Raw genomic sequence first — 25,305 nt, 5'->3', positions numbered from 1 at the left:
CTTGGCGGCGGATTATGCCTGACCCTCCCAGGTGAATTCCACGCGCGCGCTACGCCCGTCATCGGACCAATCAGCGGCCTGGCTCAAGGCCCGCACAAGCCTCATGCCCCGGCCGGAATAGCCAAGCCCTTCTCCGGCCTGCTTCAGCGTACCGGAGACATCGAAGCCGTCACCGCTGTCTTCGATGAAGATCACCAACCGACCGCCGTCTTCCCCTTGCGGCGAAACCGTGAGCTGGACCTTGACGTAGCCCTCCTGCAACTGACGCAGGCGCTCCTCGCGAAGTTGGTAATAACGGGTGAAACCCTCGGCGTCGCGCTTGAGCGAGGACTCCAGCCCCAGCACGCCATGCTCCAGAGCATTGGAATACAACTCGGTCAGCACTGTATAGAGTGCGCCGCTCTGGTCACGCAGGCCACGCACCTCCTGCAAAAGCTGGAGCAGGAACGGCAACGGGTTGTAACGCTTGAGGGTCTCGGCACGGAATTCGAACGAAACGGTCCAGTCCGTAGGGGTCGGTTGCCCACGATCCGGTGACAAGGCTGCCGGCGGCAGGCTGGCCGAATCCACCGCCGCCACCTGTACCATGCTGACGTCGTCACGGGTTTCTCCGTGGAACGCCTGCAGGGCCTGGCGAATGTCCTCGAACAGGCGGTCTCGGTCCTGATTGCTCGCCAGCACGGCCTCCAGACGCTCCACCCCAAACAGCATCTCGCGATCGTTGGTGGTTTCGATCACCCCATCGGAGAGCAGGAAGATGCGATCCCCCTGTTCAATGGGGAATGCCTGGGTCTTGGGGTCGAAGCGCTCCGGCGCAAGAATCCCCAAGGGCAGCGCCTTGGACGACAGTAACACCCGCTCGCCGTTGTTTCGCAGCAAGTAGCCGTCGGGCATGCCGCCATTCCAGACCTCAACCATGCGCCGATTGACGCTTAGACTGATCAGGGTGGCGCAGCAGAACATGTCCGGCGGGAGTATGCGCTTGAGCTTGGCGTTCATCTCCCGCAGGGTTTCGGTCAGGCCGTAGCCCTTGGCGGTCATGCCGTAGAACACGTCGGCCAAGGGCATCGCGCCTACCGCGGCCGGCAGGCCATGGCCTGTGAAGTCGCCGAGCAGCACGTGCAGGTCTCCGCCCGGGCTGGAGGCCGCCAGCAACAGATCGCCGTTGAACAGGGCATAAGGTGACTGCAGATAACGGATATTGGGCGCGCCAAGGCATCCGGAATGCGCTACCTGGTCGAACACGGCCTTGGCGACCCGTTGCTCGTTGAGCAGGTGGCCATGGTGGCGGGCCAGCTCGTCACGCTGCTTGAGCACAGTGGCCTGCAGGCGGCGCATGCGCTCCATGGCATGGATCTTCGCCGCCAGGATGATCTGGTTATAGGGCTTGGGAAGAAAATCATCGCCGCCAGCCTCGAGACAACGCACCAGCGCTTCGTCTTCCGACATCGACGTGAGGAAGATCACTGGCACCAAGGCTTCGCCGGCCAATGCCTTGATACGCCGCGCGGCCTCGAAACCGTCCATCACCGGCATCATGACATCGAGCAGGACGATCTGCGGCCGCATCTGCTCGAACACCCGTACCGCCTCGTCGCCGTTACCTGCCTGGAGCACATGGTGCCCCTGACGCCGGACGATGCTTGACAGCAGCATCCGGTCCGTCATGTTGTCGTCGGCGATCAGCACCGAGACCGAGGGGCTGTCCGGGAGCATCAGTCGACCGAGAACAGCTGGGTGAAGTTGGAAATCCCCAGGATCTTCTTCACGTCGCTCGAAGCGTTGATCAGGCGGATATCGGCCTTTTCGCCTCCGGCGTGATCCCGGAGCAGCAACAGCATGCCCAGCGCCGAACTGTCCAGGTAACTGGTGCTGCCCAGATCCACCACGACCTTGATGTCCTTGGCTGGCAGGTAGCGCTCGAACGCCTCGCGAAATTGTTGATGGCAACCGAAGTCGAACCGACCGTCGATGCGGATGACGAGCTCCCGGGTTTCCTCTGACAGCGTTGCTGTGATTACTGCCATATGGCGTTCCTTCTATAGGCGATTAACGGAAACTGGCTAGGCCGGGCCTGCGACGCCGAAGACGACGGCCAGTGCCTTGGCGAGCGCACGCCCGGCTGCTGCTCACAAATGTTCAATGCCGCGTGGCTATTAGTGCGTCAGTATGAATCAGACCGCGGCAGGCGCTGGGAAAGTTCATCCAGCAATCGTTGTTCGCGCTTGTCTTCCAGCGTGCGCGCCTCGGTCATGTAGCGCATGACCAGTTTGCGCAGCCCTTCTACCCGAGCATAGGCCTTCTGCCAAGTATCGCGGGCGTTGTTGAGGTTGTTCTGATGCCAGGCCAGGCTCTTGCGCTGTTGCCCCACCGCCGTTTCCAGCTGGCTGAGAAAGCGCTGGTAGTTCATCAGCCATTGACCCGATACACCGTGGGTGCCATTGGCGATCCACTGCTGCTGATAGTTCATCCGGAACTGCTCCAGCTCCTGCAACTTGGCTTCCGCCAGGCGCACCTGGCCCTGGAAGTGGCCCAGACGCTGGGCTGCCGTGCGTTCGGCCTTTTCCGCCATTTCCACAACCGGCGCCAAGCGCGCCGCGCGACTGGTAGCCATGATCGATCAACCCGGCGCCAGCGGACGGAAAACCGTCGCCAGGCGCTCAGAACTGGCCTGCAGGCTCTCGTTGTCGTGCAGGCCCTGGCGCAGATAGTGGACCAGCTGCGGGTGCAAGCTGATAGCCATGTCCGTTTCCCGGTCCCCGCCGGCGACGTAGGCGCCAACGCTGATCAGGTCGCGACTCTGCTGGTAGCGAGACCACAGCTGCTTGAACTGCTGGGCCTGGGAAAGGTGCTGTGGCGTGACCACCGAGGGCATCACCCGGCTGATGGACGCTTCGATGTCGATGGCCGGGTAATGTCCCTCTTCGGCCAGGCGGCGAGAGAGCACGATATGACCATCCAGTACGCCGCGGGCCGAGTCAGCGATCGGGTCCTGCTGGTCATCCCCCTCCGAGAGTACGGTGTAGAACGCAGTGATCGATCCACCCCCGGCTTCGGCATTGCCGGCGCGCTCTACCAGCTTGGGCAGCTTGGCGAAAACCGACGGCGGGTAGCCCTTGGTCGCCGGCGGCTCGCCAATGGCCAGAGCGATCTCCCGCTGAGCCTGGGCATAACGGGTAAGCGAATCCATCAGCAGAAGAACGTTCTTGCCCTTGTCACGGAAGTATTCAGCGATACGGGTGCAATACATGGCCGCGCGCAGGCGCATCAGCGGCGCATCGTCCGCCGGGGCCGCCACTACCACCGACCGCTTCAGGCCCTCGGGCCCGAGAATATGCTCGATGAATTCCTTCACTTCGCGGCCCCGTTCACCGATCAGCCCCACCACGATGATCTCCGCCTCGGTGAAGCGCGTCATCATGCCCAACAGGACGCTCTTGCCCACCCCGGTGCCTGCGAACAGGCCCAGGCGCTGACCACGGCCCACGGTCAACAACCCGTTGATGCAGCGAATCCCCACGTCCAGCGGCTGGCTGATGGGGTCACGATTCAAGGGGTTGATGGTGGGGCCGTCCAGGGGCACCCAGTCTTCAGCACGCATCCGCCCCTTGCCATCCAGCGCGCGGCCGGCCCCGTCGAGAATCCGGCCCAGCATGCTCATGCCCATGGGCAGGCGGCCGGTGTCGGCCAGAGGCACTACCCGCGCGCCAGGCGCAATACCGGCAGCGCTGCCGACAGGCATCAGAAACACCTTGCTACCGGCGAACCCCATGACTTCGGCTTCTACCTGGGAGGCATGGTAGCTATCGTCGTTGATCACCACGCAGCGGGTACCCATGGCCGCGCGCAAGCCCTCGGCTTCCAGGGTCAGCCCTACCATGCGCAACAGGCGGCCCTCCACCACCGCCTGACGTGGCAGATCCACCGCCGCGGGATAGGTGCTGAGCCGCTTGGCGAAGCTGGTACGGTCAAGTCGCATCGCTGGTCTCCAGTTCAAGGCGCAGGTCGGCTTCGGCCGGGTGCATGCCCTGCTCGTGCAACTGGTCGAACAATTGCGCCAGGGCCTGGGTGATGCGCGTCTCGACACTGGCGTCGATCCGGCTGTGTTCACTTTCCACGCGGCAACCGCCGGGCAGCAAGGCCGGATCTTCGAGGATTTTCCACTTCTCCTCGTGTCGCTCACGCAGGGCCTTGATCTGCTCGAAATCCTGGGGATGGATGAAAATCCGAATATTATTGGCCCCCATCGGCAACAGCTTGAGCGCTTCCTGGGTCACCCGTTCGATCTGGGAAGATTCGATACGCAATTCGCGCTGGATCACCTCACGGGCGATATGGCTCACCAGCTCCACCAATGAACGTTCGATCTGGGTATCCTGCTCGGCGATGGGAGCCAGCAGGTTGCCCATCAGGGTTTCCAACGTAGCCAGCCGCGCTTGCAAGGCAACCTCGGCCTCCTGCCGCACTTTAAGCTGGGCCGCATGGAAACCATCGCGCTCGCCCGTGACGAAACCTTCGTTATAGGCCTCCTGCCGAATCGCCTCCAGCTCCTCCAGGGTCAGGGGCTGCACCTCTTCAAGGGGCACCTCTTCGATTTCAGCGACCTCTTCGGGCTCCGGCTCCGGAGGGGGTGACTCGGGGTCGAAACTCGGCAGCCGCCAAACATCCACGCCCTGCAGATCCTTGGCGCGAATCAATTCGCTGACCGGTTCCTTGCTCGACTGGCTCATCAATGATTTTTCCTGGAAAACGCTTCGGCGAGCGACGCGGCATGGCTAGGCTGTGGGCGAAAGCGGCGACCTGGCATCGGGTTGCCCTGCCCCTACCCCTGCCGCCAGCGGTAGGCGGACTTGCAGGTAGCGACCCAGCACCCGACGAAGCCGTCTTGCACACAGTCTAGCGGCACGCCGCGGCGTGCATAAGATAGGACAGCTGGAACCTTAGATCATTTCCTCGCCGCCTTTGCCACCCAATACAATTTCCCCCGCCTCGGCCATTCGACGGGCAATGGTGAGGATTTCCTTCTGCGCCGTTTCCACGTCGCTGACGCGTACCGGCCCCTTGGAGTCCAGGTCGTCGCGCAGCAGCTCGGAGGCTCGCTTGGACATGTTCTTGAAGATCTTTTCCTTGATGCCATCGTCGGCACCCTTGAGGGCGACCACCAGCACTTCCGAGGACACCTCGCGCAGCAGCGCCTGGATGCCACGGTCGTCCACGTCCTTGAGGTTGTTGAACACGAACATCAGGTCTTCGATCTGGCCGGACAGCTCGGCATCGATCTCGCGGATCGAATCCATGAGCTGGCCTTCGACCGAGCTGTCGAGGAAGTTCATGATGTCGGCGGCACGCTTGATACCGCCCAGGGTAGTACGGGCCGTAGTGGAGTTGCCCGCGAACTGCTTCTCCAGAATGGTGTTGAGTTCCTTCAAGGCCGCCGGCTGCACCGTGTTCAACGAAGACACGCGCAATACGATGTCCAGGCGCGCCTTATGGTCGAAGTGGCCAAGCACTTCGCCAGCCTGGTCCGGGTCCAGGTAAGCCACCACGATGGCCTGGATCTGCGGATGCTCGTAGCGAATCACGTCGGCCACGGCCCGCGGCTCCATCCACTTGAGGCTGTCCAGGCCACTGGTGTTGCCGCCCAACAGGATGCGGTCGATCAGCCCGTTGGCCTTGTCTTCGCCCAAGGCCTGGGTCAGCATCTTGCGGATATACCCGTCCGAGCCTACGCCCAGGCTCGTCTGGTCGCCCACGCTGGCCACGAACTCGGTCATCACTTCCTCGACCTGCTCACGGTGCACGTTGCGCATCTGCGCCATCGCCACGCCGACCCGCTGGACCTCCTTCGGCCCCATGTGCCGCAGCACCTGGGCCGCGTCGGTCTCGCCCAGGGACAGCAGGAGGATCGCGGCCTTGTCGACCTTGGTAAGCTTGGGTACGGCAACTGCCTGATTGCTACTCATCTGCGTTGATCCACTCTTTCACGACCTGCGCGACACGGCCCGGGTCTTCGGCCACAAGACTCTTGATTGCATTCAACTGGGCGTCATAGCCCTCCGTGGGGCTCGGCAGCATGATGCTCTGCGGCCCGCCCAGGCTGACCCGGTCCTCGGCCAGCTCCCCATTCATCCCGGTGAAGCCCCCAGCGCCGCCGGCGATACCGCCCGCGCCAGGTACACCCTCGCCATCCACCGCCAGCTGCTTGGACTTGCCGCCGCCCGTGATGTTGTTGAGTACCGGGCGCAGCACCCCGAACACCAGGAACAGGATGAACAGCACGCCCATCGCCTGCTTGACCACGTCCCAGAACCAGGGCTGCTGATAGAAGGCCGGCTCGGCGATCACCTCGCCCTGATCCGGGCTGAACGGCGCGTTGATCACCGTCACGCTGTCTCCCCGGCTGGCATCGAAGCCCACCGCGTCCTGCACCAGGCGCTGGAAGCGCGCCAGGTCTGCGGCGCCCCATGGCGTATGGGTGATCTCGCCATTGGCCGGGTTGAGCTTGGCCTGATCGTCGACCACCACCGCAACGGAGAGCCGGGTCAGCCGACCTTGCTGTTGCCGGGTATGACTGATGGAGCGGTCCAGCTCGAAATTCTTCGTCGACTGTTGCCGTTTGTCCGCCGGGTAAGGCGCAAGCATCGGCTGCCCGGTGGCCGGATCCATGATCTGCTGGCCATTGGCGTCGAGCAAAGGCTGGCCTGGCTGGATGGCCTGGGGCGCCGCTGCGCCGCCACCGCCCCGGGTGGTCTGCGGCGCGGAGGCCGGGCCTGGTGGCTGGTTGCTGAGGGCGCCTGGCACCCCTTGCGGGCCGCTGCTGCTGGAGCGTTGCTCGCTCACCGATTGCTCGCTGCGCAATGCCGGCTGGTCCGGGTTGAACTGTTCAGACGTCGACTCCACGGCGCTGAAATCCACCATGGCCGAGACCTCGGCCTTGAAGCGCTCATTACCCAGCACTGGTTGCAGAATGCTCTGTACCCGCTGGGTAAGCATGCTTTCCATGCGTCGGGTATAGTCGAACTGCTTGCCAGCCATGCTCAGTTCGGAGTTTTCAGCCTGGTCCGACAGCAGGTTGCCTTTCTGGTCCACCACTGTGACCCCGGCGCGCTCCATTTCAGGCACGCTGGTCGCCACGAGGTTGACGATAGCCATCACCTGGCCGGGGTCCAGGGTACGGCCGCCATACATTTCAACCAGCACCGAAGCCGTCGGTTTGCGCTCATCGCGTACGAATACCGAGCTTTTCGGAATCGCCAGATGTACACGGGCGCCCTTGACCCCGTTCAGGGCCGAGATGGTCCGTGCCAGCTCCCCTTCCAGGCCACGACGGTAGCGTGTCGCCTCCATGAACTGGCTCGTGCCCAGGCCCTGGTCCTTGTCGAGAATTTCGTAGCCGACATTGCCGTCGCTTTGCACTACACCGGCAGACGCCAACTTCAGACGCGCTCGGCCGATGTCTTCCGACTTGACCAGCAGCGCGCCAGTGTTCGGTTCCACGGTATAAGGGATGTCCGACGCCGCCAGGGTATCGGTCACCTGCTTGGCGTCCATTCCCTGCAGGCTGGTCAGCAGCGGCCGGTAATCAGGCTGCTGAGACCAGAGCACCACGGCAAAGCCGATGGCCACGCTGGCGGCCAGGCCGACCAGCAAGCCCACCTGCCGCAGCACTGGCATCTTCGAAAGGTTATCGAGAAAGGCCATGCCCGGCATCGACTTGCCGCTTGCCACCGGGCTCTTCGCCGGTACGTTGTCCGTAGTTGCTTCCGCCATGACCTAACCTGCCCTCAAACCGGCATTTGCATGATGTCTTGGTAGGCCTGCACCAGCTTGTTACGAACCTGGGTCAGCGCCTGGAAAGACACGCTCGCTTTTTGTGAGGAAATCATTACATCCGTCAGATCGACGCCGCTCTTGCCGATCTCGAACGCGTTGGCCAACTGACTGGCCGCCTGCTGGGTGTCGCTGACCTTGTTCACCGCGCTGCCGAGCAAGTCGGCGAAGCTGCTGCCACCGCTGGCGCTCACAGCCGAAGCCGCGCTGGCCTTGGACGCGCCCATGGCTTCGAGCTGCATGGAACGCATGTCCATCATCAAGCGATTGAATTCAACACCTTGGGTCATGGCACTGCTCTCCTGGCCTGCAAGTTTTTTGACGGTGAAACCGTCGTCTACCTAGGGATTAGCAAGAGCAGTGCCAACGGCAACAAGGGCGATACATCAGCTGGCGAACAGGTACGTCTCGACATCCATGCCGGCGTCTCTCATTTGAGCCAGCTTATAGCGCAAGGTTCGCGGGCTGATGCCCAACCGCTCGGCGGCTTCCTTGCGCCGACCCCGCTCGGTTCGCAGGGTATCGAGGATCAACTCGAACTCACGACGGCGCAGGTCATCACCCAGGCCGCTGGGTGGACGTTCGCTGGCCGCTTCGCGGTAATTCACCGCTGGCGCGGTTCGCAGCGCAATGGCGGCATCGCCGAGACAGAAATCCTCAGGCGCAACCAGACCGTTCTGCTGCAGGATCAGCGCCCGCTGCACGGCGTTGTCCAGCTCGCGGACATTGCCCGGCCAGGGATAAGCCAGCAGCGTTGCCTGGGCGCTATCCGACAGCCGGACAGTTCCCAGACGCATCTTCGACGCATGTTGAGCGAGCAAGCGTTCGGCCAGGGGCAGGATGTCCCCCGGGCGGTCGCGCAGGGGCAACCAGGCCAGGGGGAATACTGACAAGCGATAGAACAGGTCTTCACGGAAGCGCCCCGCGGCGACTTCCTCCTGCAATTGGCGGTTGGTGGTGGCCAGGATGCGCAGATCCAGGGGGATGGGGCGACGCCCGCCTACCCGTTCCACTTCCCGTTCCTGCAGGACGCGGAGCAGCTTGGCCTGCAAGCCCAGAGGCATTTCCGAGATCTCGTCCAGCAGCAAGGTGCCGCCATTGGCCTGCTCGAACTTACCAGACTGGGCCGCCACCGCTCCGGTAAAGGCACCTTTCTCGTGGCCGAACAGGGTTGCTTCGAGCATATTATCGGGAATGGCCGCGCAGTTGATCGCTACGAAGGGTTGGTCCGCCCGCGCTGAATGCCGATGGATATAACGCGCCAACACCTCTTTACCCGTGCCGGACTCGCCGGAGATCAGCACGGTCGAGTCACTACGAGCCACCTTCGCCGCCAAGGCCAGCAGGCGCAGGCTGGCCGGCTCGCGCGCCACCGCCGGGTCGCTGTCCGCTGCCGGGAGTTGCCCCAAGGCGTGACGCTCGACCAATTGCAGCAAGGCCTTGGCCTCGAAGGGCTTGACCAGGTAATCGACCGCGCCCTCGCGCATCGCATCCACCGCCTGGCTGACACTGCCATGGGCAGTCATCAGCAAGACCGGCAACTGCGGCCAACCGGCGCGCAACTGGCGTAGCAGACCATGGCCGCCCATGCCTGGCATGTTCACATCGCTGATCACCAGACTGAATGCGCCGACGGCTACTCGCTCCAGGGCCTGCTCGGCCGAGCACACCGCCACATGATCATGACCCGCCAGCGACAAAGTATCGGCCAGGGCCTCGCGCAGGGCGCGATCATCCTCTACCAGGAGAATGCGGATGCTCATCGGACGGCCTCCTGCTCCAGCAACGGCAAGGTCAGCAGCGCACAGGTGCCACGACCCGGCCGGGACCTGAAGCGCAGCTGGCCACCGTGCGCCCGAGCGATCGCCACCGCTACCGCCACGCCCAGACCGGTTCCGTTGGATCGGGTAGTGAAGAAAGGTTCTCCAAGCCGCGCCAGGGTGGTCTCGTCGATACCCGGCCCGGCGTCGCTCACGCATAACCGCAGCTCTGTGCCCCGGCTGTACAGGTGGACCTTGAGCCTAGGCGCAGCTGTGCTGGCCTGCAGAGCGTTCTCGAGCAGATTGAGCACCGCGCCGATCAGGGTGTCCCGGTTGCAGTGCAGTGTTCCGTGGTAGACATCACACTGCCAGCGCAGCACAACCCCTTCAGTACGGGCGAGAGCTGCCTCTCGCAACGCGGAAAATAGCTCGGCGGGTGCCAGGCGATCGTTCAGGGGAAGCTCACCGCGGGCGAATACCAGCATGTCGCGCACCTGATGCTCAAGTTCGTACAAACGATCCTTGAGACGACTGGCGAAACGCTGGCGGGTCTCGGCGGGGAGTACGCCTTCCTGCAGATGGCCTGCATAAAGCATGGCCGCGGAAAGAGGCGTGCGAATCTGATGAGCCAGCGAAGCGACCATGCGGCCGAGGGCCGACAGCCGCTCGTGCCGGGCCAGTTGCTCCTGCAGGTGTCGGGTTTCCGTCAGGTCGGTAAGCAGGACCAACTGGCCGGGCTCGGTGCCGAGGGAACGGGTGGAGATGGACAAGCGACGGCCATTCTTGAGCGAAACCTCATGACCGTCATCGCGGCGGGGGGCGAAGCAGCGGCCGATCACTTCACGCCATTGCTGCCCAACCAGTGGCGGGCCGGGAAGCGCCACCCCCCCCGGGTTGGCTTCAGCCACCACCCCCCGGCCCTCCATGACGATCACACCCCCCGGCAGTACCTCCCACAAGGGTTCCGGGGGATCCTGCAGGTGTCGGGTTTCCGTCAGGTCGGTAAGCAGGACCAACTGGCCGGGCTCGGTGCCGAGGGAACGGGTGGAGATGGACAAGCGACGGCCATTCTTGAGCGAAACCTCATGACCGTCATCGCGGCGGGGGGCGAAGCAGCGGCCGATCACTTCACGCCATTGCTGCCCAACCAGTGGCGGGCCGAGAAGCGCCACCGCCGCTGGATTGGCTTCAGCCACCACTCCCTGGCCATCGATGACGATCACACCGCCAGGCAGTACCTCCAACAGGTGTTCGAGGCGATTGGCCAGACGTTCTTTCTCCGCCAACTGCCGCAGGCGTTCCTCGCTCACCTGCGCCAATTCTCCTTTTAACTCGCTGACCCGGCTTTCCAGAAGCCGATAAGACTCATTGAGCTGAGCCGATACCTGGTTGAACAAGGCAAAGGCCTGGTCCACGTCGTGGGGAGCACGGGCAGGGTAGGACTGGGAGTCGAGCAGCGGGGCGGCCTTGGACATCATCGATTCTCGTGGCTCACCGTCAGAAAACGGTCTGGATCAGCCAGAACTGCAATTGATGTGCCTGTTGCGCTGCGTTCGCGAGCTACGCCTGCGGCTCCGCCCGCTTCCTACCTTATCAGCGCAGCCTGGTATTGTAGGAAGCGGACGCCGTGTAGCGGACGCTGGGGGGTGGTCAATCGTCGACGGCTTCGTCGCCGTCGCGTCGGCTCATGCCGTATTTACGCATCTTCTCCACCAACGTGGTACGACGAATGCGCAGACGTTCGGCGGCTCGAGCAACGATGCCATTTGCGTCGTCCAGAGCTTGCTGGATCAGCCCCTGCTCGAGCCCGCCCAGGTAATCCTTGAGGTCCAGTCCCTCGGGTGGCAGCAAGGCACTGGAGCTGAAGTCCGGCGTATGGCCGTTGATGGCGACGCGCTCTTCCAGGTCGCTGCGCAGGCTGTCCACCAGTTGCTCGTCTTCGTCATCCACATAGCGGAATTTCTTCGGCAGCTCGGATACCCCGATCACCCCATAGGGATGCATGATCGCCATGCGCTCCACCAGGTTGGCCAGCTCACGCACGTTGCCTGGCCAGGCGTGCCTGCACAACGACATGATGGCCGCGGAGTTGAAACGGATGGACCCGCGCTTCTCATGCTCCATGCGCGAGATCAGCTCGTTCATGAGCAGCGGAATATCCTCCACCCGCTCGCGCAGAGGGGCCATCTCGATGGGGAAGACATTGAGGCGGTAATAAAGGTCTTCGCGGAAGCTGCCCGTCTCGATCATGCTCTCGAGGTTCTTGTGGGTGGCCGCGATGATGCGTACGTCGATGCTCTGCGTCTTGTTGCTGCCTACTCGCTCGAAGGTGCGCTCCTGCAGCACGCGCAGCAACTTGACCTGCATGGGCAGGGGCATGTCACCGATTTCGTCGAGGAACAGCGTACCGCCGTTCGCCAACTCGAAGCGGCCTGCGCGGCTGGTGATGGCACCCGTGAAGGCGCCTTTCTCGTGACCGAAGAGTTCGCTTTCCAGCAACTCGGCGGGAATGGCGCCGCAGTTGACCGGAACGAAGGGTGCGTCGCGTCGCTTGGAGTGATAGTGCAGGTTGCGCGCGACCACTTCCTTGCCCGTGCCCGACTCGCCCAGGATCAGCACGCTGGCGTCGGTATCGGCCACCTGCTGCATCATCTGGCGCACATGCTGGATGGCGCGGCTGGTGCCGACCAGGCTGCGGAACAGGTTGGGTTCGCGCTGACGGCCCCGTTCGCGGGCCTGGTCATACATTTCGCGATAGACCTGGGCCCGATGCAGCGAGTCCAGCAGCTTGCTGTAGCTGGGTGGCATCTCCAGGCTGGAAAGCACGCGCCGGCGCTGGTCCTCGGCCAGTTCCACATGGGAGCTGTCGCCCAGCAGCAGCACCGGCAGGAATTCATCCCAGGCGGCGATGGTCTTTAGCAGGGCCGGCAGGTTCGCCGGCGCGCTCAGGGTGCCGACCAGCACGCAAAGCACTTCGCGACTGGAGGGCAGGCCCTCGACCGTTCTTTCCCAGTCACCACTGCCGCATGGCAGGTTGTCTTCACCGAGGAAACTGAGGATCACCGCCATGTCGCGGCGGCGAACGCTATCGTCATCGATCAGCAGAATTTTCGTTTCACGCCACATGCAATAGCAACTTCCCTAGTCAATACCCGCTACGGCCGGATGCCCGCTACGGCGATGTGCCACCCTCATGGCTCTGAACCTTGAGACGCCGGAACCTGTTGAACAGGCACTAGTAAAGTCAAAAAAGCCGGCACAGTCAAATTTATGGCGCGTTGATGGCGCGAGTCGCGAGAGCGCCTGGCTCTCGCTTACCGGAACAGCTGGTACACCTTGCTGGCATTCTGGCCCTGGCGGACCTGCTGAAGCTCCTCGACCACCGACTGGCGCTCGCCGCGGCTGGCGTCCACCAGCTGACGATACAGGTGCAGCAGGGATTCCAGATTATGGCGGATCACCGCCGGGTCTACCGAGACGCCATCGAACAGGCCATCGAGGCAGGCGCGGATCTGCAGATCGAGCTTGCCGATCGCCGCCCAGTCTTTCACCGCCAATGCTTCGCTGAGCGCCACGCGGGTGTATTCGATACGTTCAAGGGCACTCATGGTCGAGTCCTCGCGATTAATCCTGAGCTGCATGACCGATCGCATCCCAGCCAGCCTTGACGGTGATCATCAGGCGAGCGACCTCGTCGACGATGTTCGGGTCGTTCTTGCGGTTCGCCTGGATCAGTTGCTTCATCATGTAGGCGTACAGCTGGTCGAGCCTAGCGATACCCTTCTTGTCGTCGGTCTTCTCTGGGTCCAGCCCCTCACGCAGGCCACCGATGATCTCGATAGCCTTGCCCAGCATCACGCCCTTCTCCGCCACTTGATCACGCGCCATGGCGCCTTTGGCCTGGGCCAGGCGATCCAGGCAGCCCTGCATCAGCATCTGCACCAGGCGATGAGGGCTGGCCTCGGACGCCTGGGCGTGGGAATTCACTTTCTGGTATTGGCGGAGCGCCTTCATGGGATGCATCGGAAATGGCCTCTTGGAAAAAGGACGAAATCGGCGGGACCGGAAGGTCCCCATGCTCAGTTTATCGACGTGGAACGGGCGAACTTTAACGCGACGCTGAAATGAAAAAGCCCGATGAGCCACTTGGACTCATCGGGCAAACACAGCCAGGCAGCCGCTCAATCGTCGGAGCTGTTCATGGCTTCAAGCGTGTTCAACACACTGGTGCTGGTCGCGTTGAGTTGCGCCACCAGGGTATCCATGGCCGTGTACTTGGCGGTCAGAATGGCGGTCAAGGACTCGGTGCGTCGATCCAGCGCGTCCTGCTGCTCGTCCAGGTCGCTCAGCTTGGCATTGAGCGACTTCTGGCGGGTTTCCAGTACGCCACCGGTTTGCGTGTACCCTTCGATGATGTCGTCCATCCGGGTAATGAGGCCATCTTCACCGGTGAACAGGGTGGCCACGTTGCCATACTGGGTCTTCATGGCCGTGTTCCACTTGGTGTCGTCCAGGGACAGCAGGCCGGTGGAAGAGTTGGTGCCTACCCCAAGCTGGGACAGAACGCTCAGCGAGCCGCTGGTCGTGCTGACTTCAGTCAGGGCGCCGCGAATCTGCGACACCAGCTTGCGCACCATGGCATCGCCAGTGAGCGCGCCAGCAGAGGTGGTAGCCGAATCGCTGGTACTGCTGGTGGCGCCCGTAGAGGTGACCTTGGTCTGGTTGTTGATGACCGTCATCATGGTGTTGTAGGCATCCACGAACGACTGCACCGAGGTTTTCAGCGTGTCACTGTCGGACGCTACGGTCACCGTCGAGGTACCCGTGCCCGTGAGCGTCAGGCTCAGACCGCTCACTGCCTTATCGACAGTATTGCTGCTGCTGGTCATGGACAAGCCGTCGATGGTATACGCCGCATCGACCGGCCGAGCGGTGATGTAGCCCGCGCTGGTGTTATCCCCGGTATTGAGTTGCGTCGTACCGTCGATGGTCAGTTCGGAGATCCCGCTGGTAGAGATGTCCGACCCGGCGCCCGTGGTGGTGGACGTCAATACCAGGCGAGACCCGTTCGAGTCCGTCACGATGTTGGCGCTGATACCACTGGACGATAGCGATGAGTTGATCGAGTCACGCACACTGCTCAGGGTCGCGCCGGAACCGACGGTAACCGAATAGCTTTTGTCGCCCTGGGTGATAGACAAGGTCCCGGAACTGATGGCCGTGCTCGAGCCGCTGGTGAACAGCTTGCTGGCCACTTTGGAGGCGGTAGCCAGCTGCGTGACGTTGACCGAATAGCTACCCGGGGACGCCGTATTGTCCGAGGTTGCCTTGACCACCGTCTCCAAGGACGAAGACGCCGTCAACCCCATAAAGGTGTTGGTATTGTTCAGCGCGGCCGCGGCCGTCTGGAACGCTTCCAGCGCACTCTTGAGGCTACCGATGCCCGACAGCGTGGTATTGGTGGCGGTTTCCGCCTTGGTAATCTGGGTCTGCTTGGGGCTGGTGGACGCGTTCACCAAGGCACTGACGATCGATGATGTATCGATGCCGGAGCCGATGCCGCTGACCGAGATCCCGCCGCTCGTACTGACCGATGTAGTGGATGTTGTCGAAGCCATTGATCCTCTCCTGTAGGTCAGCCGCCGAGAAACCGGCGGGCTGCCTTGTTCACCGGAACACTACAAGTTCCGTGCCCACCTCAGGCCTGCTCGTCGAACAACAGGCTGTGGGGATCTTTCAGGCGCTGCGCCATCTTCAAGGCTTCCTCGGAAGGGAGCTGCCGAATCACCTCGCCACTTTGGGTCGCGACTATCTTCACCACGACGTCACCGGTGGTTTCGTCGATGGAAAAATTAAGATTGCGCTGGTTGGCATCCACAAACGCCTGGATGTCCTCCACGGCCTTCTCAACCTGATCGCGCTCGACCTTGCCTGTGGGCGCCACGCTGTTACTGGCAGCCGACGGGTCGTTGGCCGAAGCAGGCGTCGCGGCACCGATGGCGGCGGTCGGCGTTATGGGCTTGCTGACTTCAAGCGCCTTTACTGCATTGACACTCATGTCCATAACCATTTACCTCAGGGTGAAAACAACAAAAGGGCGCGCTCGGCGCACCCTCTCGTCATTGACCATCGACCGATATTACTGAAGCAGCTTCAGAACAGCGGACGGGATCTGGTTGGCCTGGGACAGGATCGCGGTGGAAGCCTGCTGCAGGGTTTGTTGCTTGGTCAGCTCAGCGGTTTCAGCAGCGAAGTCCACATCCTGGATGGTGGAGCGAGAAGCGGTAGCGTTCTCGATGATGTTGCTGATGTTGCTGATGGTGCTTTCCAGACGGTTCTGCTTGGCACCCAGGTCGGCACGGGTGGTGTTCACAGTGTTCAGTGCAGCGTCGATGGCGCTGATGGCCGAGTCGATCGCGACGTGGGCACCGCTTGTATCAGTACCGGTGATCACGGAGCCACTCAGGCCCAGACCGGCAGCCGAAGCGTTCAAGCTGATGCCCAGGTCGATGTGCTGGTCGTCACCGGTCATGGCGCCAACCTGGAACTGCAGGCCGGAAGCGGAACCGTCGAGAAGCTTCATGCCGGTACCGAAGGTGGTCGACGTGGAGATACGGGTCAGTTCTTCACTCATCTGGCTGAATTCGGACTGCAGAGCGGTACGGTCAGCGGTGCTGTTGGAGTCGTTGCGGGACTGGACAGCCAGTTCACGCATACGCTGCAGGATGCTGGTGGTTTCTTGCAGCGCGCCTTCAGCGGTCTGGGCGATCGAGGTGGCGTCGTTGGCGTTCTTGGTGGCTACGGTCAGGCCCTTGATCTGGGTGGTCAGACGGGTAGCGATCTGCAGGCCAGCGGCGTCGTCTTTGGCGCTGTTGATCTTCAGGCCCGAGGACAGACGGGTCATCGAGGTGCTGGTGGCGGACGAAGCCTTGTTCAGGTTGTTTTGAACGGTCAGGGAAGCGATGTTGGTATTAACGGTCAACGACATGACGAAATCCTCAACGGGAATGATGTACTTTTGGCTACCGGCCCTGGCTGGCCGGAAGTGGCCTAGAGAACCTACGTACTAGTTATCGTCGTGTTGGTCGCTGTCTTGAGGGGCGATTTGCAGATTTTTTCGCACCTCTTTATTTTTCTCTTCACTTTCAACAGGTTAAGACGTTAAGCGCAACCCGGCGAAGATGAAAAACTGTGACTCTCTTGGCAATCGCCCCGACCTGTAACTTGCCATGCCGGGTGTTTCGAACTTGCCAGGAAAGGCTCGCGGCCGGGCGATGTTTCAAGCCTGCCCGGCCGTGATGAGCGTCACCAACTCGTACTGCAGGGCATCGGCTACACCTAGCCAATCCTGAAGCTGTTGACGCGAAAAAATGTCGTTGACCAGCAAACCCCAGGCTCGCTGTTCTTCTGCCCCGGCCTGGGCCAGGCGCGGCGCCAGGGTGTCGAACAGGTCTACCATTCGCAACGCCGCCTCGACATCACGGCCCAGGCGAAACAGCCCAGCGCACACCAGGCAGGCGTCGATCAACTCATCCGGTTCAGTCACGCGCAAGGTTCTCGTCGAACGAGGTGCCCGCGATCAGCGCGCCGCCCCGGCTGGTATTGAAGAAAGCGACCTCTGGATGCTGGGCGATATAGCGCTCCAGTTCGGTGAGGTAGCTGCGGAAATTGAGCTGGGTACGTACCCGACCGCCGTGGCCATCCAGCACCCAGTGACGGGCATGGGTCAACTGCGGGCCCAGATCGCCGTCCTGCCAGCCCGCGTGGGTCTTGTCATTGGGAAAGGCGAAATCCGCCCCGAACAGCGTCACCCGCGCCGCCCCCATGCGCACGGCCAGGTCGACCGCAGGGTGGATCACGCTGCCACCTCCATGCAACTGGGCCTTGGGCCAACGTCGCCGGGCCTCGGCATAGACAGGGCTGGCCGAATAGGTAGCCAGGCGACGGCCTCGCCACGGGTTCAATACGTCCGCCGCCAGCAGGGGCATGTAGACCAGTGTACTGGCGTGGGAACGTTCAGGGGGCAGGTGACGGGGCGAGATACGCTGGTCAATACTGACCACGATATCCGCCACTACCCCCCGCTCGAGCAAAGGCCGGTAGGCGGTGTCCACGCAGATCAGCAGGGGCCCTCCGGGACGTCGGGCCTGGCGCAAATGTTCGTAGTGCAGTTCCAGGCTGGGCCCCGTCGCTACTACATAGACGTCCGCGCCCTCGATGGTGCCGAACAGCTCGGCGACGTCGCCATCGCTCGACAGCAGCGGCGCGTTGTCTTGCAGCCGGGCCACCAGCTCCGGATCCTGTGCAGTGAAGGCGCGATTGTTGAACGCCAGATGGGTTTCACTTACCAGGCGGTCCCGGATCTTGGCAGCCGCGTCCTCGGCCAATACCAGCTCGGAAGGGAGTGCAAAGAAGGGCAGCTGGATTTCCCCGGCATCGCCCGCATGGGCCAGGCTTACCCGAGGATCACTGAGCCAGTCAGTGTGGTCGGTAACCTGCAGTACCAGGCCAAGCAGGGCGCCATTGAGGATATGTACCTGCAATCGCTCCAGCCGCGGCTTCGCCAGCAGCACTCGCTGCAGGTCACCCAGGCCGAAGCCGTACAAATGAACCACCGGGGCGCCTTCGGGCAAGCTGGCGGCCTGCAGTTGCGCTTCGGCGAGCCGACCATGACGGCTGGTCAGCTGAATCCCGTCGATGCTCAGGGTTTGCTCGTTCCCCTCCACCAGTTCGACCGCCAGGCCGTCCACGGACTGACCTTCGGTGCGAGCCGCCAGCTCGGGCCAGCGCTGGCGGAGCACCGCCAGGTTTTCACTCAGAGTGTCCGTCATTACCCGTTGCGCCCGCGAAACCTATTCGCGGTAAAGGATAGCCGAACCCCACGACAGACCGACACCGAAACCGCTGATGGCTACACGTTTCCAGCTGGAATCCATCAAGTGCTTCTCCAGGAGCAGAGCAATGCTCGACGATACTGTATTGCCGGTCTCGACCATGTCCTTGACGAATTTCTCGGGCTTGTCTTCCTCGAAACGGCGCGCCACGGCGTCGACGATGGCCGCGCTGCCCTGGTGGATGCAGTAGGCGTCGATATCGTCAGCGCTGAGTCCCGAGGCTTCCAGCAAGGCAGCCAGGTGCTGTGGCACCTTTAGCAAGGCAAAGTTGAAGACCTGACGGCCGTTCATATAGAACACGCCATCGTTCACCTTAAGGTGCTCGGCCCCTGCCCCGTCGGTACCGAACATGGATTTGCCCAGCTGCCAGACCGCATCCTCGCCCATCCAGGTCGCGGTGGCAGCGTCGCCGAAGAGCATGGTGGTGTTGCGATCTTCCGGGTCGACGATCTTGGAATAGGGGTCGGCGGTGACCAGCAGGCCATTCTTCAACCCGGCGGCTTCCATGAAGCCCTTGAGGGCATACAGCCCGTACACATATCCAGAGCAACCCAAGGAAATATCGAAGGCCGCCACCGTGGTGGTCAGGCCCAGCTTATGCTGCACAATGGCCGCGGTATGCGGCAGCCCTTCGGCATCACCGTTCTGGGTCACGACGATCAGAGCGTCGATGGCGTCCCTGTGCAAGGTGGGATTGTTGGCGAACAACGTATTCACGGCCTCCACGCAGAGGTCGGAGGTTTCCTGCTCCGGCGCCTTGCGTGGCAGAAACGCCGAACCAATCTTGCCCAGGATGAAGTCTTCATCCTTGCCGAATTTCGCACCTTGCGCGTAATTGTCCAGGCCGGCGGCCGGTACGTAACTCGCTATGCTTTTGATGCCAATCATTCTGGCTTCCCAAAAAGAAGAATCGCTGGAACAACGCGCCGCCACCCCGACGTAGCGCTGACGGAGACCTGAGCGGGCAAGCCGAGGGCGATGGAAGGCCGCCCGGGCGCCTAGACGTGTCAGGTTACAATATTGTGGAGATGCGCAAAATGACTGGCAGGTCACGTGACAGGCTTGTCATTTGCGTTGCGGCCGGGCTTCTCGAGCAGGTCTGTGGACCTGCGCCGCTCTGGGAGCAACGTTCACCAGCTTCGCTGGTTCCCACCCAGCCCCCGTTTGCAGCCGGGTCTCTGGGTAGGACCCAGCGCCAGCTGGGAACGGATTTCACCCGCTTCGCTGGTTGCTACCTAGCCCCGTTTGCAGCCGGGCCTCTGGGTGGGACCCAGCGCCAGCTGGGGAACGGATTTCACCCGCTTCGCTGGTTGCTACCCAGCCCCGTTTGCAGCCGGGCCTCTGGGTGGGACCTAGCGCCAGCTGGGGAACGGATTGCACCCGCTTCGCGGGTTGCTACCTAGCCGCGTTTGCAGCCGGGCCTCTGGGTGGGACCCAGCGCCAGCTGGGGAACCGGCGGGGGTCAATCCACCAAGGGCCAAGCCAGGGGCGTACCGCGCTTGATGGGTTGACGGGCCTTGCGTCCCAGGATCGCCTCCAGGTGACGTGGCGGCAGCCCGAGGCCGGGGCGGATGGCCCGCACGTTTTCACTGGAGAATACCTCGCCCGCGACCAGATCCCGGGTGACATAGAGCGAGCGGCGAAACACCATGGACTTGCGTTCGGCGACCGTTGGCCCATAGCGCACCTGCCCCAACGCTTGCCAGGCTCGCTCGGTCTCGGTGACCAGGCTGGCCAGTTCGGTCGGCTCCAGGGAAAAGCTGGCGTCCACGCCGCCTTCAGCGCGGCTCAAGGTAAAGTGCTTTTCTACCACGGTAGCCCCTAAAGCCACGGCCGCCACCGCCGCTCCCACACCCATGGTGTGGTCCGACAGCCCCACCTCACAGCCAAACAGCTCGCGCAGATGGGGAATGGTGCGCAGGTGCGTGTTCTGTGGCGTGGCGGGGTAGGTGCTGGTGCATTTGAGCAGGATCAGGTCACGACAGCCCGCTTCCCGCGCCGTGCTCACGGAAAGCTCCAGCTCGGCCAGGCTCGCCATGCCGGTGGAAATGATCAGCGGCTTGCCCGTGGCCGCGGCGCGGCGGATCAGTGGCAGGTCGGTGTTTTCGAAGCTGGCGATCTTGTAGGCCGGCACATCGAGGGTTTCGAGGAAGTCGATAGCGGTCTCGTCGAAGGGTGACGAAAATGCAAGCATACCCCTGGCCCTGGCTCGCTCGAAAATGGGCCCGTGCCATTCCCAGGGCGTATGCGCCTGCTGATAGAGGGCATACAACGAGGTGTCCGCCCAGAGGCTATCCGGGTCGCTGATATGGAACTCGCCTTCGTCCAGGTCCAGGGTCATGGTGTCAGCGGTGTAGGTCTGCAACTTCAACGCATGAGCCCCGGCCTGGGCGGCGGCGTCGACGATGGCCAGCGCACGGTCCAGGGATTGATTATGGTTGCCGCTCATCTCCGCGATCACCAAGGGCGCGCTATCTGCACCCACCTGTCTATGACCGATCTTGATCATCTCGATGCTCCAATGCTTGGGTGAATTCACACGCCTGCTGACTGAACCCGGCGAGGCGGAACAGCTGCAACGAAGCCTTGTTGTGAGGCAGTACCGTCGCGTCGACACGGATGACATCCGGCCAATGCCGGATCAGCCAGGCCTCCCCTGCCCGCAACAGCCACCGCCCCCAGCCTTGCCCCAGCCAGGCCTCGAACAGATAAAGGGACACTTCGGCGCGCCCCGGCTCGCTGGGATGGCGGTCGTAGCGCAGCATGCCGATTGCCTGCCCCCCAACCTCGGCAATGAACAGTGCCCGACGCTTATCGGCCAGGGTGCCGTACAGCCAGGCCAGATGCAGTGGCCAGTCCAGCGGCCGGGTATCATGGGAGGCCAGGCGCACCGCCTCGGCGTTTCGCCCGTCGAACAGCCGCTGAGCGTCGTCCGCCGTGGCGGCCCGCAAGCTCAGCAGCGGCCCCAGCAAAGCCGTGGCCATACGCTGTGCGCCGCGGCCGTCCACTAGCTGGCGGGCCCGCTCGGCCAGGCTCTGGCGCAGCGGGGCATTGGCGATTAATAAGGCTATGGCGCCACGCAAGGCGTCCTGGGTCAGGTCTCGGGCCAAACCCAGATAGAGGTGACCCCCGGCCCGGGCCAGCGCCTCGGCATTGCCCACCTGGTTCGCGGCCACTGCCACACACAGGCTGGGCAAGCCCAGGGCAGCGCGCTCCCAGGTGGTGCCGCCGCCAGCCCCGATGAACAGGTCGGCCTCGCCCATCAGCTCGGCCATCTGGGCGCTGTAGCCAAGCAATCGCCATCCTGGGTGGGCTGCTACCTTGCTCTGCAATTCAGCCCAGCGCGGATGACCGTGGCCCGCCAATAGCGTCACCTCCAATTCCGGCCAGGCGCTTAAAGCCTGCAAGGCCATCAGCGCCATGCCGGCTACATCGAAGCCGCCGAAACTGACCAATACGCGGCGAACCCGCGCCGATGCCGGTCGCGCATTGCCTTGGAAGGCGGTGCCCAGCAACGCATGGCGCGGGCCCAGCAGCCGCTGGCAGGTCGAAGGCAACAGGGGTTGGTAAAGCTCCCGGGAGGCGGTCAGGTTCTGGTCCAGCAACAGGTCGGCATCATGCGGTCGGTCAGCGAGATCGTCGATCACCGCGATGCGTTCGGCGATGGCGCGTGCCCGCTTTTCCCAATGAGCGTCCAGTTGGTAATGGTCCACCACCAGCCAATCGAAGCGCTGCCCATCCAGGGCCGCCAAGTCATCCCCGTCGATCGGAAGGCGGATAAGCGCGAACCCCTGAGCTTGCACCATGGCCGGGTCAAAGCCCGGCAGCTCACGGCAAGCGAAACTCGCCTGGACACCTCGTCGACGCAGCTCGAGCGCCAACGTCAGGCAACGGGCCAGGTGCCCTACCCCGATGTGGCTGGACGCATCGGCGCGAAAGAGCACATTCACAATTCAAGCTCTCCCGCCGCGCTCAACGCCTGGTGCATGAATTCCGCGCGTCGCCAGTCTTCCTCGGTATCGATGTCCTGCACTAGGTAACGTGGCAACTGCACCGGCAGGCTGCAGGGCGAGAAGAGCGGATCGCCGCGCAGCCAGGCCTCCCGCCTTCCCCAATAGAACTGCCCAGCGTCCTGATAGGCCGTCGGCAAATCCTGTGACCGGGTAGTGCGGTACTCGGGGTAGAGCGCGGTCAAGGCGCCTTCAGGCTCGAGCACCAAGGCACGTTGTACCGGGAACGGGAAGGTGCATACGGAAAACGCATAGCTTTTATCCGGGCGCGCCTCCAGCAGTGCCAGTCCTTCGCGCAGGTGACGCGCCTGGACCAGCGGCGCGGTGGCGTACAGACAACAGGCCAGGCTCGCCTGGGGCAACTGCTCGAGGGCATGAGCCACCACGGGCAGCGTGCCGGTGTGGTCGTCGGCCAACAGGGCCGGGCGCAGGAAAGGCACTTCGGCACCTTCGGCCAGGGCGAGCTCGGCGATGGCTGGATCGTCCGTACTGACCACGATCCGGTCGAAACACCCTGCGCGCCGCGCGGCGCGGATGGACCAGGCGATCATGGGCAGGCCGTTGAACGGCCGCAGGTTCTTGCCAGGCAGGCGCTTGCTGCCCCCTCGCGCCGGGATGATGGCGACCTTGCTCATGCCAGCGCCCCCGTCAGGGTATCGACGATATAACGCTGTTCGGTGGCCGTCAGGCCTGGGTACAGGGGCAGGCTCAGGGCTTCACGGTAATAGGCTTCCGCCTCGGGGAAGTCGCCCGGGCCGAAGCCCAGTTGCCGATAGTAGGGCTGCAGGTGCACCGGAATGTAATGCACGTTCACACCGATACCCGCGGCGCGCAGGGCGGCGAACACCTCATCCCTGCGCTGCGGCACCCGCACCACATACAGATGCCAGGCCGATTCGGCGCCAGGCTGGCGCGCGGGCAGGCGCAGCGGCAACCTGGCCAGGGCCTGGTCGTAGGCGGTGGCCAGGGCGCGGCGGCGCTCCAGGAAGCCATCCAGGCGCGCCAGCTGGGATACGCCCAGCGCCGCCTGTAGGTCAGTGGCCCGGTAGTTGAAGCCCAGCTCAAGCTGCTGGTAATACCAGGGTCCATGGCTGGGCTCGGTCATCAGGGCCGGGTCGCGGGTCATGCCGTGGCTGCGCAGGCGTCGCAGGCGCTCGGCCAGCCCGGCATGGCGAGTGACCACCAGCCCACCCTCCCCGGTGGTGATGATCTTCACCGGATGAAAGCTGAACACCGTCATGTCCGCGTACTGGCCGCTGCCCACGGGTTGCCCTTGGTAGGACGCACCCACCGCGTGGGACGCATCCTCGATCAGGGTGAAGCCGTACTGGCGCGCCAAGTCGGCAAAGGTAGCCATGTCGCAGCTTTGACCAGCGAAAGCCACCGCCACCACCACCTTGGGCAAACGCCCTTCCCTCTTAGCCACCGCCAGCTTGGCCGCCAGGGCCTGGGCGCTGATGTTCCAGGTGAAGGGATCGATGTCGACGAAGTCCACCTGGGCGCCACAGTACAGGCCACAATTGGCCGATGCCAGAAAGGTATTGGGGCTGGTCCACAACCACTCTCCCGGGCCGAGCCCGGCGGCCAGGCAAGCCAGGTGCAAGGCGGCGGTCGCGTTGCTCACCATCACCCCGTGGTCGGTGCCGCAGCGGCTGGCCATGGCCGCTTCGAATCGCTCGATTGCCGGCCCCTGGGTCAGCCAGTCCGAACGCAGCACTTGCACCACTGCGTCGATGTCCGCTTCATCGACGCTTTGCCGACCGTACGGAATCATGACTCCAACCCGGCATGCAGTCGGGCGATGGCTGCCACGTCGAGAAACTCGGGATTCGTGTCGGAGCTGTACTCGAAGGCCTCATCCACGGCGGCGCCCCGTTCGCCACGAGCATCCAGGGCGAAGTCCAGGTCTACGCTAGTGAAGCGCACCGACGGCTGAATAGTGAAATGGTCGGCGAACTCCAGGGTCATGCGCGCGTCATCCTGGGGGACCATCAGTTCGTGCAGCTTCTCGCCGGGGCGAATCCCCACCGTGCGCTGAGGCAGCGAGGGCGCCAGGGCCGTGGCCAGATCAACGATGCGGATGGAAGGAATCTTCGGCACAAAGATTTCGCCGCCGTGCATACGGGCAAAGCTGTCCATGACGAACTGCACGCCCTGGTCCAGGGTAATCCAGAAGCGCGTCATGCGCGGGTCGGTGATCGGCAGCTCGGCGGCGCCCTCGGCCAGCAGCTTGCGGAAGAACGGCACCACCGACCCGCGCGACCCCGCCACGTTGCCGTAGCGAACCACGGCGAAGCGCGTGGCCTGTTCCCCAGCGATGTTGTTGGCCGCCACGAACAATTTGTCTGACAGCAGCTTGGTGGCGCCATAGAGGTTGATGGGGCTGGCGGCCTTGTCCGTGGACAAGGCCACGACCTTCGCCACATGGTTTTCGATGGCCGCGGCGATCACGTTCTCGGCGCCCGTCACGTTGGTGCGGATGCACTCGCCCGGATTGTATTCCGCCGCCGGCACCTGCTTGAGGGCGGCGGCATGTATCACGTAGTCCACCCCGCGCATGGCGGTACGCAGACGCTCGGCGTCACGCACATCACCAAGGAAATAGCGCATGCAGGGCGCGTTGAACACCTGCTGCATCTCGTACTGCTTGAGCTCGTCACGGGAGAACACCACCACGCGCCGCGGCTGGTACCGCTCCAGCAGACGACGAATGAAGTGGCGCCCGAACGAACCGGTGCCGCCGGTGATGAGCAGGGATTTTCCGTCGAACATAGCGATGCCTACTTTTCCGGGACCAGATGAGGGACAGTC

General features: G+C 63.2%; 24 protein-coding genes. All 24 read right to left on the bottom strand.

All coding sequences use genetic code 11. The features are described from left to right. Positions 1–12: 12 nt before the first annotated feature. The 24 genes from BN1188_RS15525 to pseB all read right to left on the bottom strand — a co-directional run bounded on the left by BN1188_RS15525 (position 13) and on the right by pseB (position 25,266). A complete protein-coding gene (locus tag BN1188_RS15525; RefSeq protein WP_040262323.1) occupies positions 13–1,716 on the bottom strand; it encodes an ATP-binding SpoIIE family protein phosphatase in 1,704 nt (567 codons plus the stop codon). Then, positions 1,716–2,027, bottom strand: coding sequence for an STAS domain-containing protein (locus BN1188_RS15520; protein WP_040262322.1), 312 nt, complete (start codon positions 2,025–2,027; stop codon positions 1,716–1,718). Before BN1188_RS15520 ends, BN1188_RS15525 begins: the two co-directional genes overlap by 1 nt. Before the next feature lie 137 nt (positions 2,028–2,164). Then, positions 2,165–2,614 carry a flagellar export protein FliJ gene (gene fliJ / locus BN1188_RS15515; protein WP_040262321.1) on the bottom strand — a complete coding sequence of 150 codons (450 nt, stop codon included), beginning with the start codon at positions 2,612–2,614 and terminating at the stop codon, positions 2,165–2,167. Between the two features lie 6 nt (positions 2,615–2,620). Further along, the gene (gene fliI / locus BN1188_RS15510; protein ID WP_040262320.1) at positions 2,621–3,979 is read right to left on the bottom strand and encodes a flagellar protein export ATPase FliI; all 1,359 of its coding nucleotides are present in this window, start codon (positions 3,977–3,979) and stop codon (positions 2,621–2,623) included. Continuing rightward, positions 3,969–4,730, bottom strand: coding sequence for a flagellar assembly protein FliH (gene fliH / locus BN1188_RS15505; RefSeq protein WP_040262319.1), 762 nt, complete (start codon positions 4,728–4,730; stop codon positions 3,969–3,971). Before fliH ends, fliI begins: the two co-directional genes overlap by 11 nt. A gap of 210 nt (positions 4,731–4,940) precedes the next feature. Beyond that, entirely contained in the window at positions 4,941–5,963 is a 1,023-nt protein-coding gene (gene fliG, locus BN1188_RS15500; protein ID WP_040262318.1) for a flagellar motor switch protein FliG, read from the bottom strand. Then, positions 5,956–7,770 carry a flagellar basal-body MS-ring/collar protein FliF gene (fliF, locus tag BN1188_RS15495; protein ID WP_040262317.1) on the bottom strand — a complete coding sequence of 605 codons (1,815 nt, stop codon included), beginning with the start codon at positions 7,768–7,770 and terminating at the stop codon, positions 5,956–5,958. Before fliF ends, fliG begins: the two co-directional genes overlap by 8 nt. A gap of 14 nt (positions 7,771–7,784) precedes the next feature. Then, positions 7,785–8,120 (bottom strand): flagellar hook-basal body complex protein FliE, encoded by a 336-nt coding sequence (fliE, locus tag BN1188_RS15490; RefSeq protein ID WP_040262316.1) that lies wholly within the window; start codon positions 8,118–8,120, stop codon positions 7,785–7,787. Between the two features lie 96 nt (positions 8,121–8,216). Then, positions 8,217–9,593, bottom strand: coding sequence for a sigma-54-dependent transcriptional regulator (locus tag BN1188_RS15485; protein WP_040262315.1), 1,377 nt, complete (start codon positions 9,591–9,593; stop codon positions 8,217–8,219). Beyond that, on the bottom strand, positions 9,590–11,065 hold the full coding sequence (locus BN1188_RS21715; protein WP_408633626.1) for an ATP-binding protein: 1,476 nt from the start codon (positions 11,063–11,065) through the stop codon (positions 9,590–9,592). The genes BN1188_RS15485 and BN1188_RS21715 overlap by 4 nt, the downstream gene beginning before the upstream one ends. 175 nt (positions 11,066–11,240) lie before the next feature. Further along, positions 11,241–12,716, bottom strand: coding sequence for a sigma-54 dependent transcriptional regulator (locus tag BN1188_RS15475; protein ID WP_040262314.1), 1,476 nt, complete (start codon positions 12,714–12,716; stop codon positions 11,241–11,243). 188 nt (positions 12,717–12,904) lie between these two features. Continuing rightward, on the bottom strand, positions 12,905–13,198 hold the full coding sequence (locus BN1188_RS15470) for a hypothetical protein (RefSeq protein ID WP_040262313.1): 294 nt from the start codon (positions 13,196–13,198) through the stop codon (positions 12,905–12,907). 16 nt (positions 13,199–13,214) lie between these two features. Beyond that, positions 13,215–13,613, bottom strand: a complete 399-nt coding sequence (gene fliS, locus BN1188_RS15465) for a flagellar export chaperone FliS (RefSeq protein WP_040262312.1) — start codon at positions 13,611–13,613, stop codon at positions 13,215–13,217. Between the two features lie 158 nt (positions 13,614–13,771). Beyond that, positions 13,772–15,208, bottom strand: a complete 1,437-nt coding sequence (fliD, locus tag BN1188_RS15460) for a flagellar filament capping protein FliD (protein WP_052469295.1) — start codon at positions 15,206–15,208, stop codon at positions 13,772–13,774. An 80-nt stretch (positions 15,209–15,288) separates the two neighbouring features. Beyond that, complete coding sequence (locus BN1188_RS15455) at positions 15,289–15,654, bottom strand: flagellar protein FlaG (RefSeq protein ID WP_040262311.1); 366 nt, start codon at positions 15,652–15,654, stop codon at positions 15,289–15,291. 75 nt (positions 15,655–15,729) lie between these two features. Continuing rightward, positions 15,730–16,578, bottom strand: coding sequence for a flagellin domain-containing protein (locus BN1188_RS15450; RefSeq protein WP_040262310.1), 849 nt, complete (start codon positions 16,576–16,578; stop codon positions 15,730–15,732). A gap of 291 nt (positions 16,579–16,869) precedes the next feature. Further along, on the bottom strand, positions 16,870–17,136 hold the full coding sequence (locus BN1188_RS15445; RefSeq protein WP_052469294.1) for a hypothetical protein: 267 nt from the start codon (positions 17,134–17,136) through the stop codon (positions 16,870–16,872). After that, complete coding sequence (locus BN1188_RS15440) at positions 17,129–18,421, bottom strand: motility associated factor glycosyltransferase family protein (RefSeq protein ID WP_040262309.1); 1,293 nt, start codon at positions 18,419–18,421, stop codon at positions 17,129–17,131. The genes BN1188_RS15445 and BN1188_RS15440 overlap by 8 nt, the downstream gene beginning before the upstream one ends. Positions 18,422–18,442: 21 nt before the next feature. Beyond that, a complete protein-coding gene (locus tag BN1188_RS15435) occupies positions 18,443–19,372 on the bottom strand; it encodes a ketoacyl-ACP synthase III (protein WP_040262308.1) in 930 nt (309 codons plus the stop codon). Positions 19,373–19,946: 574 nt separating this feature from the next. Next, the gene (pseI, locus tag BN1188_RS15430; RefSeq protein WP_088776237.1) at positions 19,947–20,999 is read right to left on the bottom strand and encodes a pseudaminic acid synthase; all 1,053 of its coding nucleotides are present in this window, start codon (positions 20,997–20,999) and stop codon (positions 19,947–19,949) included. Then, positions 20,974–22,434, bottom strand: a complete 1,461-nt coding sequence (pseG, locus tag BN1188_RS15425) for a UDP-2,4-diacetamido-2,4,6-trideoxy-beta-L-altropyranose hydrolase (RefSeq protein WP_040262306.1) — start codon at positions 22,432–22,434, stop codon at positions 20,974–20,976. The genes pseI and pseG overlap by 26 nt, the downstream gene beginning before the upstream one ends. After that, complete coding sequence (gene pseF / locus BN1188_RS15420) at positions 22,431–23,129, bottom strand: pseudaminic acid cytidylyltransferase (protein WP_040262305.1); 699 nt, start codon at positions 23,127–23,129, stop codon at positions 22,431–22,433. Before pseF ends, pseG begins: the two co-directional genes overlap by 4 nt. Then, positions 23,126–24,268: a UDP-4-amino-4,6-dideoxy-N-acetyl-beta-L-altrosamine transaminase gene (gene pseC, locus BN1188_RS15415; protein ID WP_040262303.1), complete on the bottom strand. Its 1,143-nt coding sequence runs from the start codon at positions 24,266–24,268 to the stop codon at positions 23,126–23,128. The genes pseF and pseC overlap by 4 nt, the downstream gene beginning before the upstream one ends. Further along, positions 24,265–25,266: a UDP-N-acetylglucosamine 4,6-dehydratase (inverting) gene (gene pseB, locus BN1188_RS15410; RefSeq protein ID WP_040262302.1), complete on the bottom strand. Its 1,002-nt coding sequence runs from the start codon at positions 25,264–25,266 to the stop codon at positions 24,265–24,267. Before pseB ends, pseC begins: the two co-directional genes overlap by 4 nt. Positions 25,267–25,305 lie beyond the last annotated feature (39 nt).

This window comes from Pseudomonas massiliensis (assembly GCF_000826105.1).
GTDB lineage: Bacteria > Pseudomonadota > Gammaproteobacteria > Pseudomonadales > Pseudomonadaceae > Aquipseudomonas > Aquipseudomonas massiliensis.
The sequence above is the reverse complement of the archived record's forward strand: the minus strand, read 5'-3'. Positions and strand labels throughout refer to the sequence as shown.

What these genes read in the sequence shown, in the direction of transcription:
- BN1188_RS15435 (WP_040262308.1), bottom strand. Translation starts at nt 19,372, where the DNA reads ATGATTGGCATCAAAAGCATAGCGAGTTACGTACCGGCCGCCGGCCTG.
- fliS (WP_040262312.1), bottom strand. Translation starts at nt 13,613, where the DNA reads ATGCATCCCATGAAGGCGCTCCGCCAATACCAGAAAGTGAATTCCCAC.
- fliI (WP_040262320.1), bottom strand. Translation starts at nt 3,979, where the DNA reads ATGCGACTTGACCGTACCAGCTTCGCCAAGCGGCTCAGCACCTATCCC.
- pseB (WP_040262302.1), bottom strand. Translation starts at nt 25,266, where the DNA reads ATGTTCGACGGAAAATCCCTGCTCATCACCGGCGGCACCGGTTCGTTC.
- BN1188_RS15450 (WP_040262310.1), bottom strand. Translation starts at nt 16,578, where the DNA reads ATGTCGTTGACCGTTAATACCAACATCGCTTCCCTGACCGTTCAAAAC.
- pseF (WP_040262305.1), bottom strand. Translation starts at nt 23,129, where the DNA reads ATGAGCAAGGTCGCCATCATCCCGGCGCGAGGGGGCAGCAAGCGCCTG.
- fliE (WP_040262316.1), bottom strand. Translation starts at nt 8,120, where the DNA reads ATGACCCAAGGTGTTGAATTCAATCGCTTGATGATGGACATGCGTTCC.
- pseC (WP_040262303.1), bottom strand. Translation starts at nt 24,268, where the DNA reads ATGATTCCGTACGGTCGGCAAAGCGTCGATGAAGCGGACATCGACGCA.
- fliJ (WP_040262321.1), bottom strand. Translation starts at nt 2,614, where the DNA reads ATGGCTACCAGTCGCGCGGCGCGCTTGGCGCCGGTTGTGGAAATGGCG.
- BN1188_RS15520 (WP_040262322.1), bottom strand. Translation starts at nt 2,027, where the DNA reads ATGGCAGTAATCACAGCAACGCTGTCAGAGGAAACCCGGGAGCTCGTC.
- fliF (WP_040262317.1), bottom strand. Translation starts at nt 7,770, where the DNA reads ATGGCGGAAGCAACTACGGACAACGTACCGGCGAAGAGCCCGGTGGCA.
- BN1188_RS15440 (WP_040262309.1), bottom strand. Translation starts at nt 18,421, where the DNA reads ATGACGGACACTCTGAGTGAAAACCTGGCGGTGCTCCGCCAGCGCTGG.
- fliD (WP_052469295.1), bottom strand. Translation starts at nt 15,208, where the DNA reads ATGGCTTCGACAACATCCACTACATCGGTCAGTACGAGCGGCGGGATC.
- fliH (WP_040262319.1), bottom strand. Translation starts at nt 4,730, where the DNA reads ATGAGCCAGTCGAGCAAGGAACCGGTCAGCGAATTGATTCGCGCCAAG.
- fliG (WP_040262318.1), bottom strand. Translation starts at nt 5,963, where the DNA reads ATGAGTAGCAATCAGGCAGTTGCCGTACCCAAGCTTACCAAGGTCGAC.
- BN1188_RS21715 (WP_408633626.1), bottom strand. Translation starts at nt 11,065, where the DNA reads ATGTCCAAGGCCGCCCCGCTGCTCGACTCCCAGTCCTACCCTGCCCGT.
- BN1188_RS15470 (WP_040262313.1), bottom strand. Translation starts at nt 13,198, where the DNA reads ATGAGTGCCCTTGAACGTATCGAATACACCCGCGTGGCGCTCAGCGAA.
- BN1188_RS15475 (WP_040262314.1), bottom strand. Translation starts at nt 12,716, where the DNA reads ATGTGGCGTGAAACGAAAATTCTGCTGATCGATGACGATAGCGTTCGC.
- BN1188_RS15485 (WP_040262315.1), bottom strand. Translation starts at nt 9,593, where the DNA reads ATGAGCATCCGCATTCTCCTGGTAGAGGATGATCGCGCCCTGCGCGAG.
- BN1188_RS15455 (WP_040262311.1), bottom strand. Translation starts at nt 15,654, where the DNA reads ATGGACATGAGTGTCAATGCAGTAAAGGCGCTTGAAGTCAGCAAGCCC.
- BN1188_RS15525 (WP_040262323.1), bottom strand. Translation starts at nt 1,716, where the DNA reads ATGCTCCCGGACAGCCCCTCGGTCTCGGTGCTGATCGCCGACGACAAC.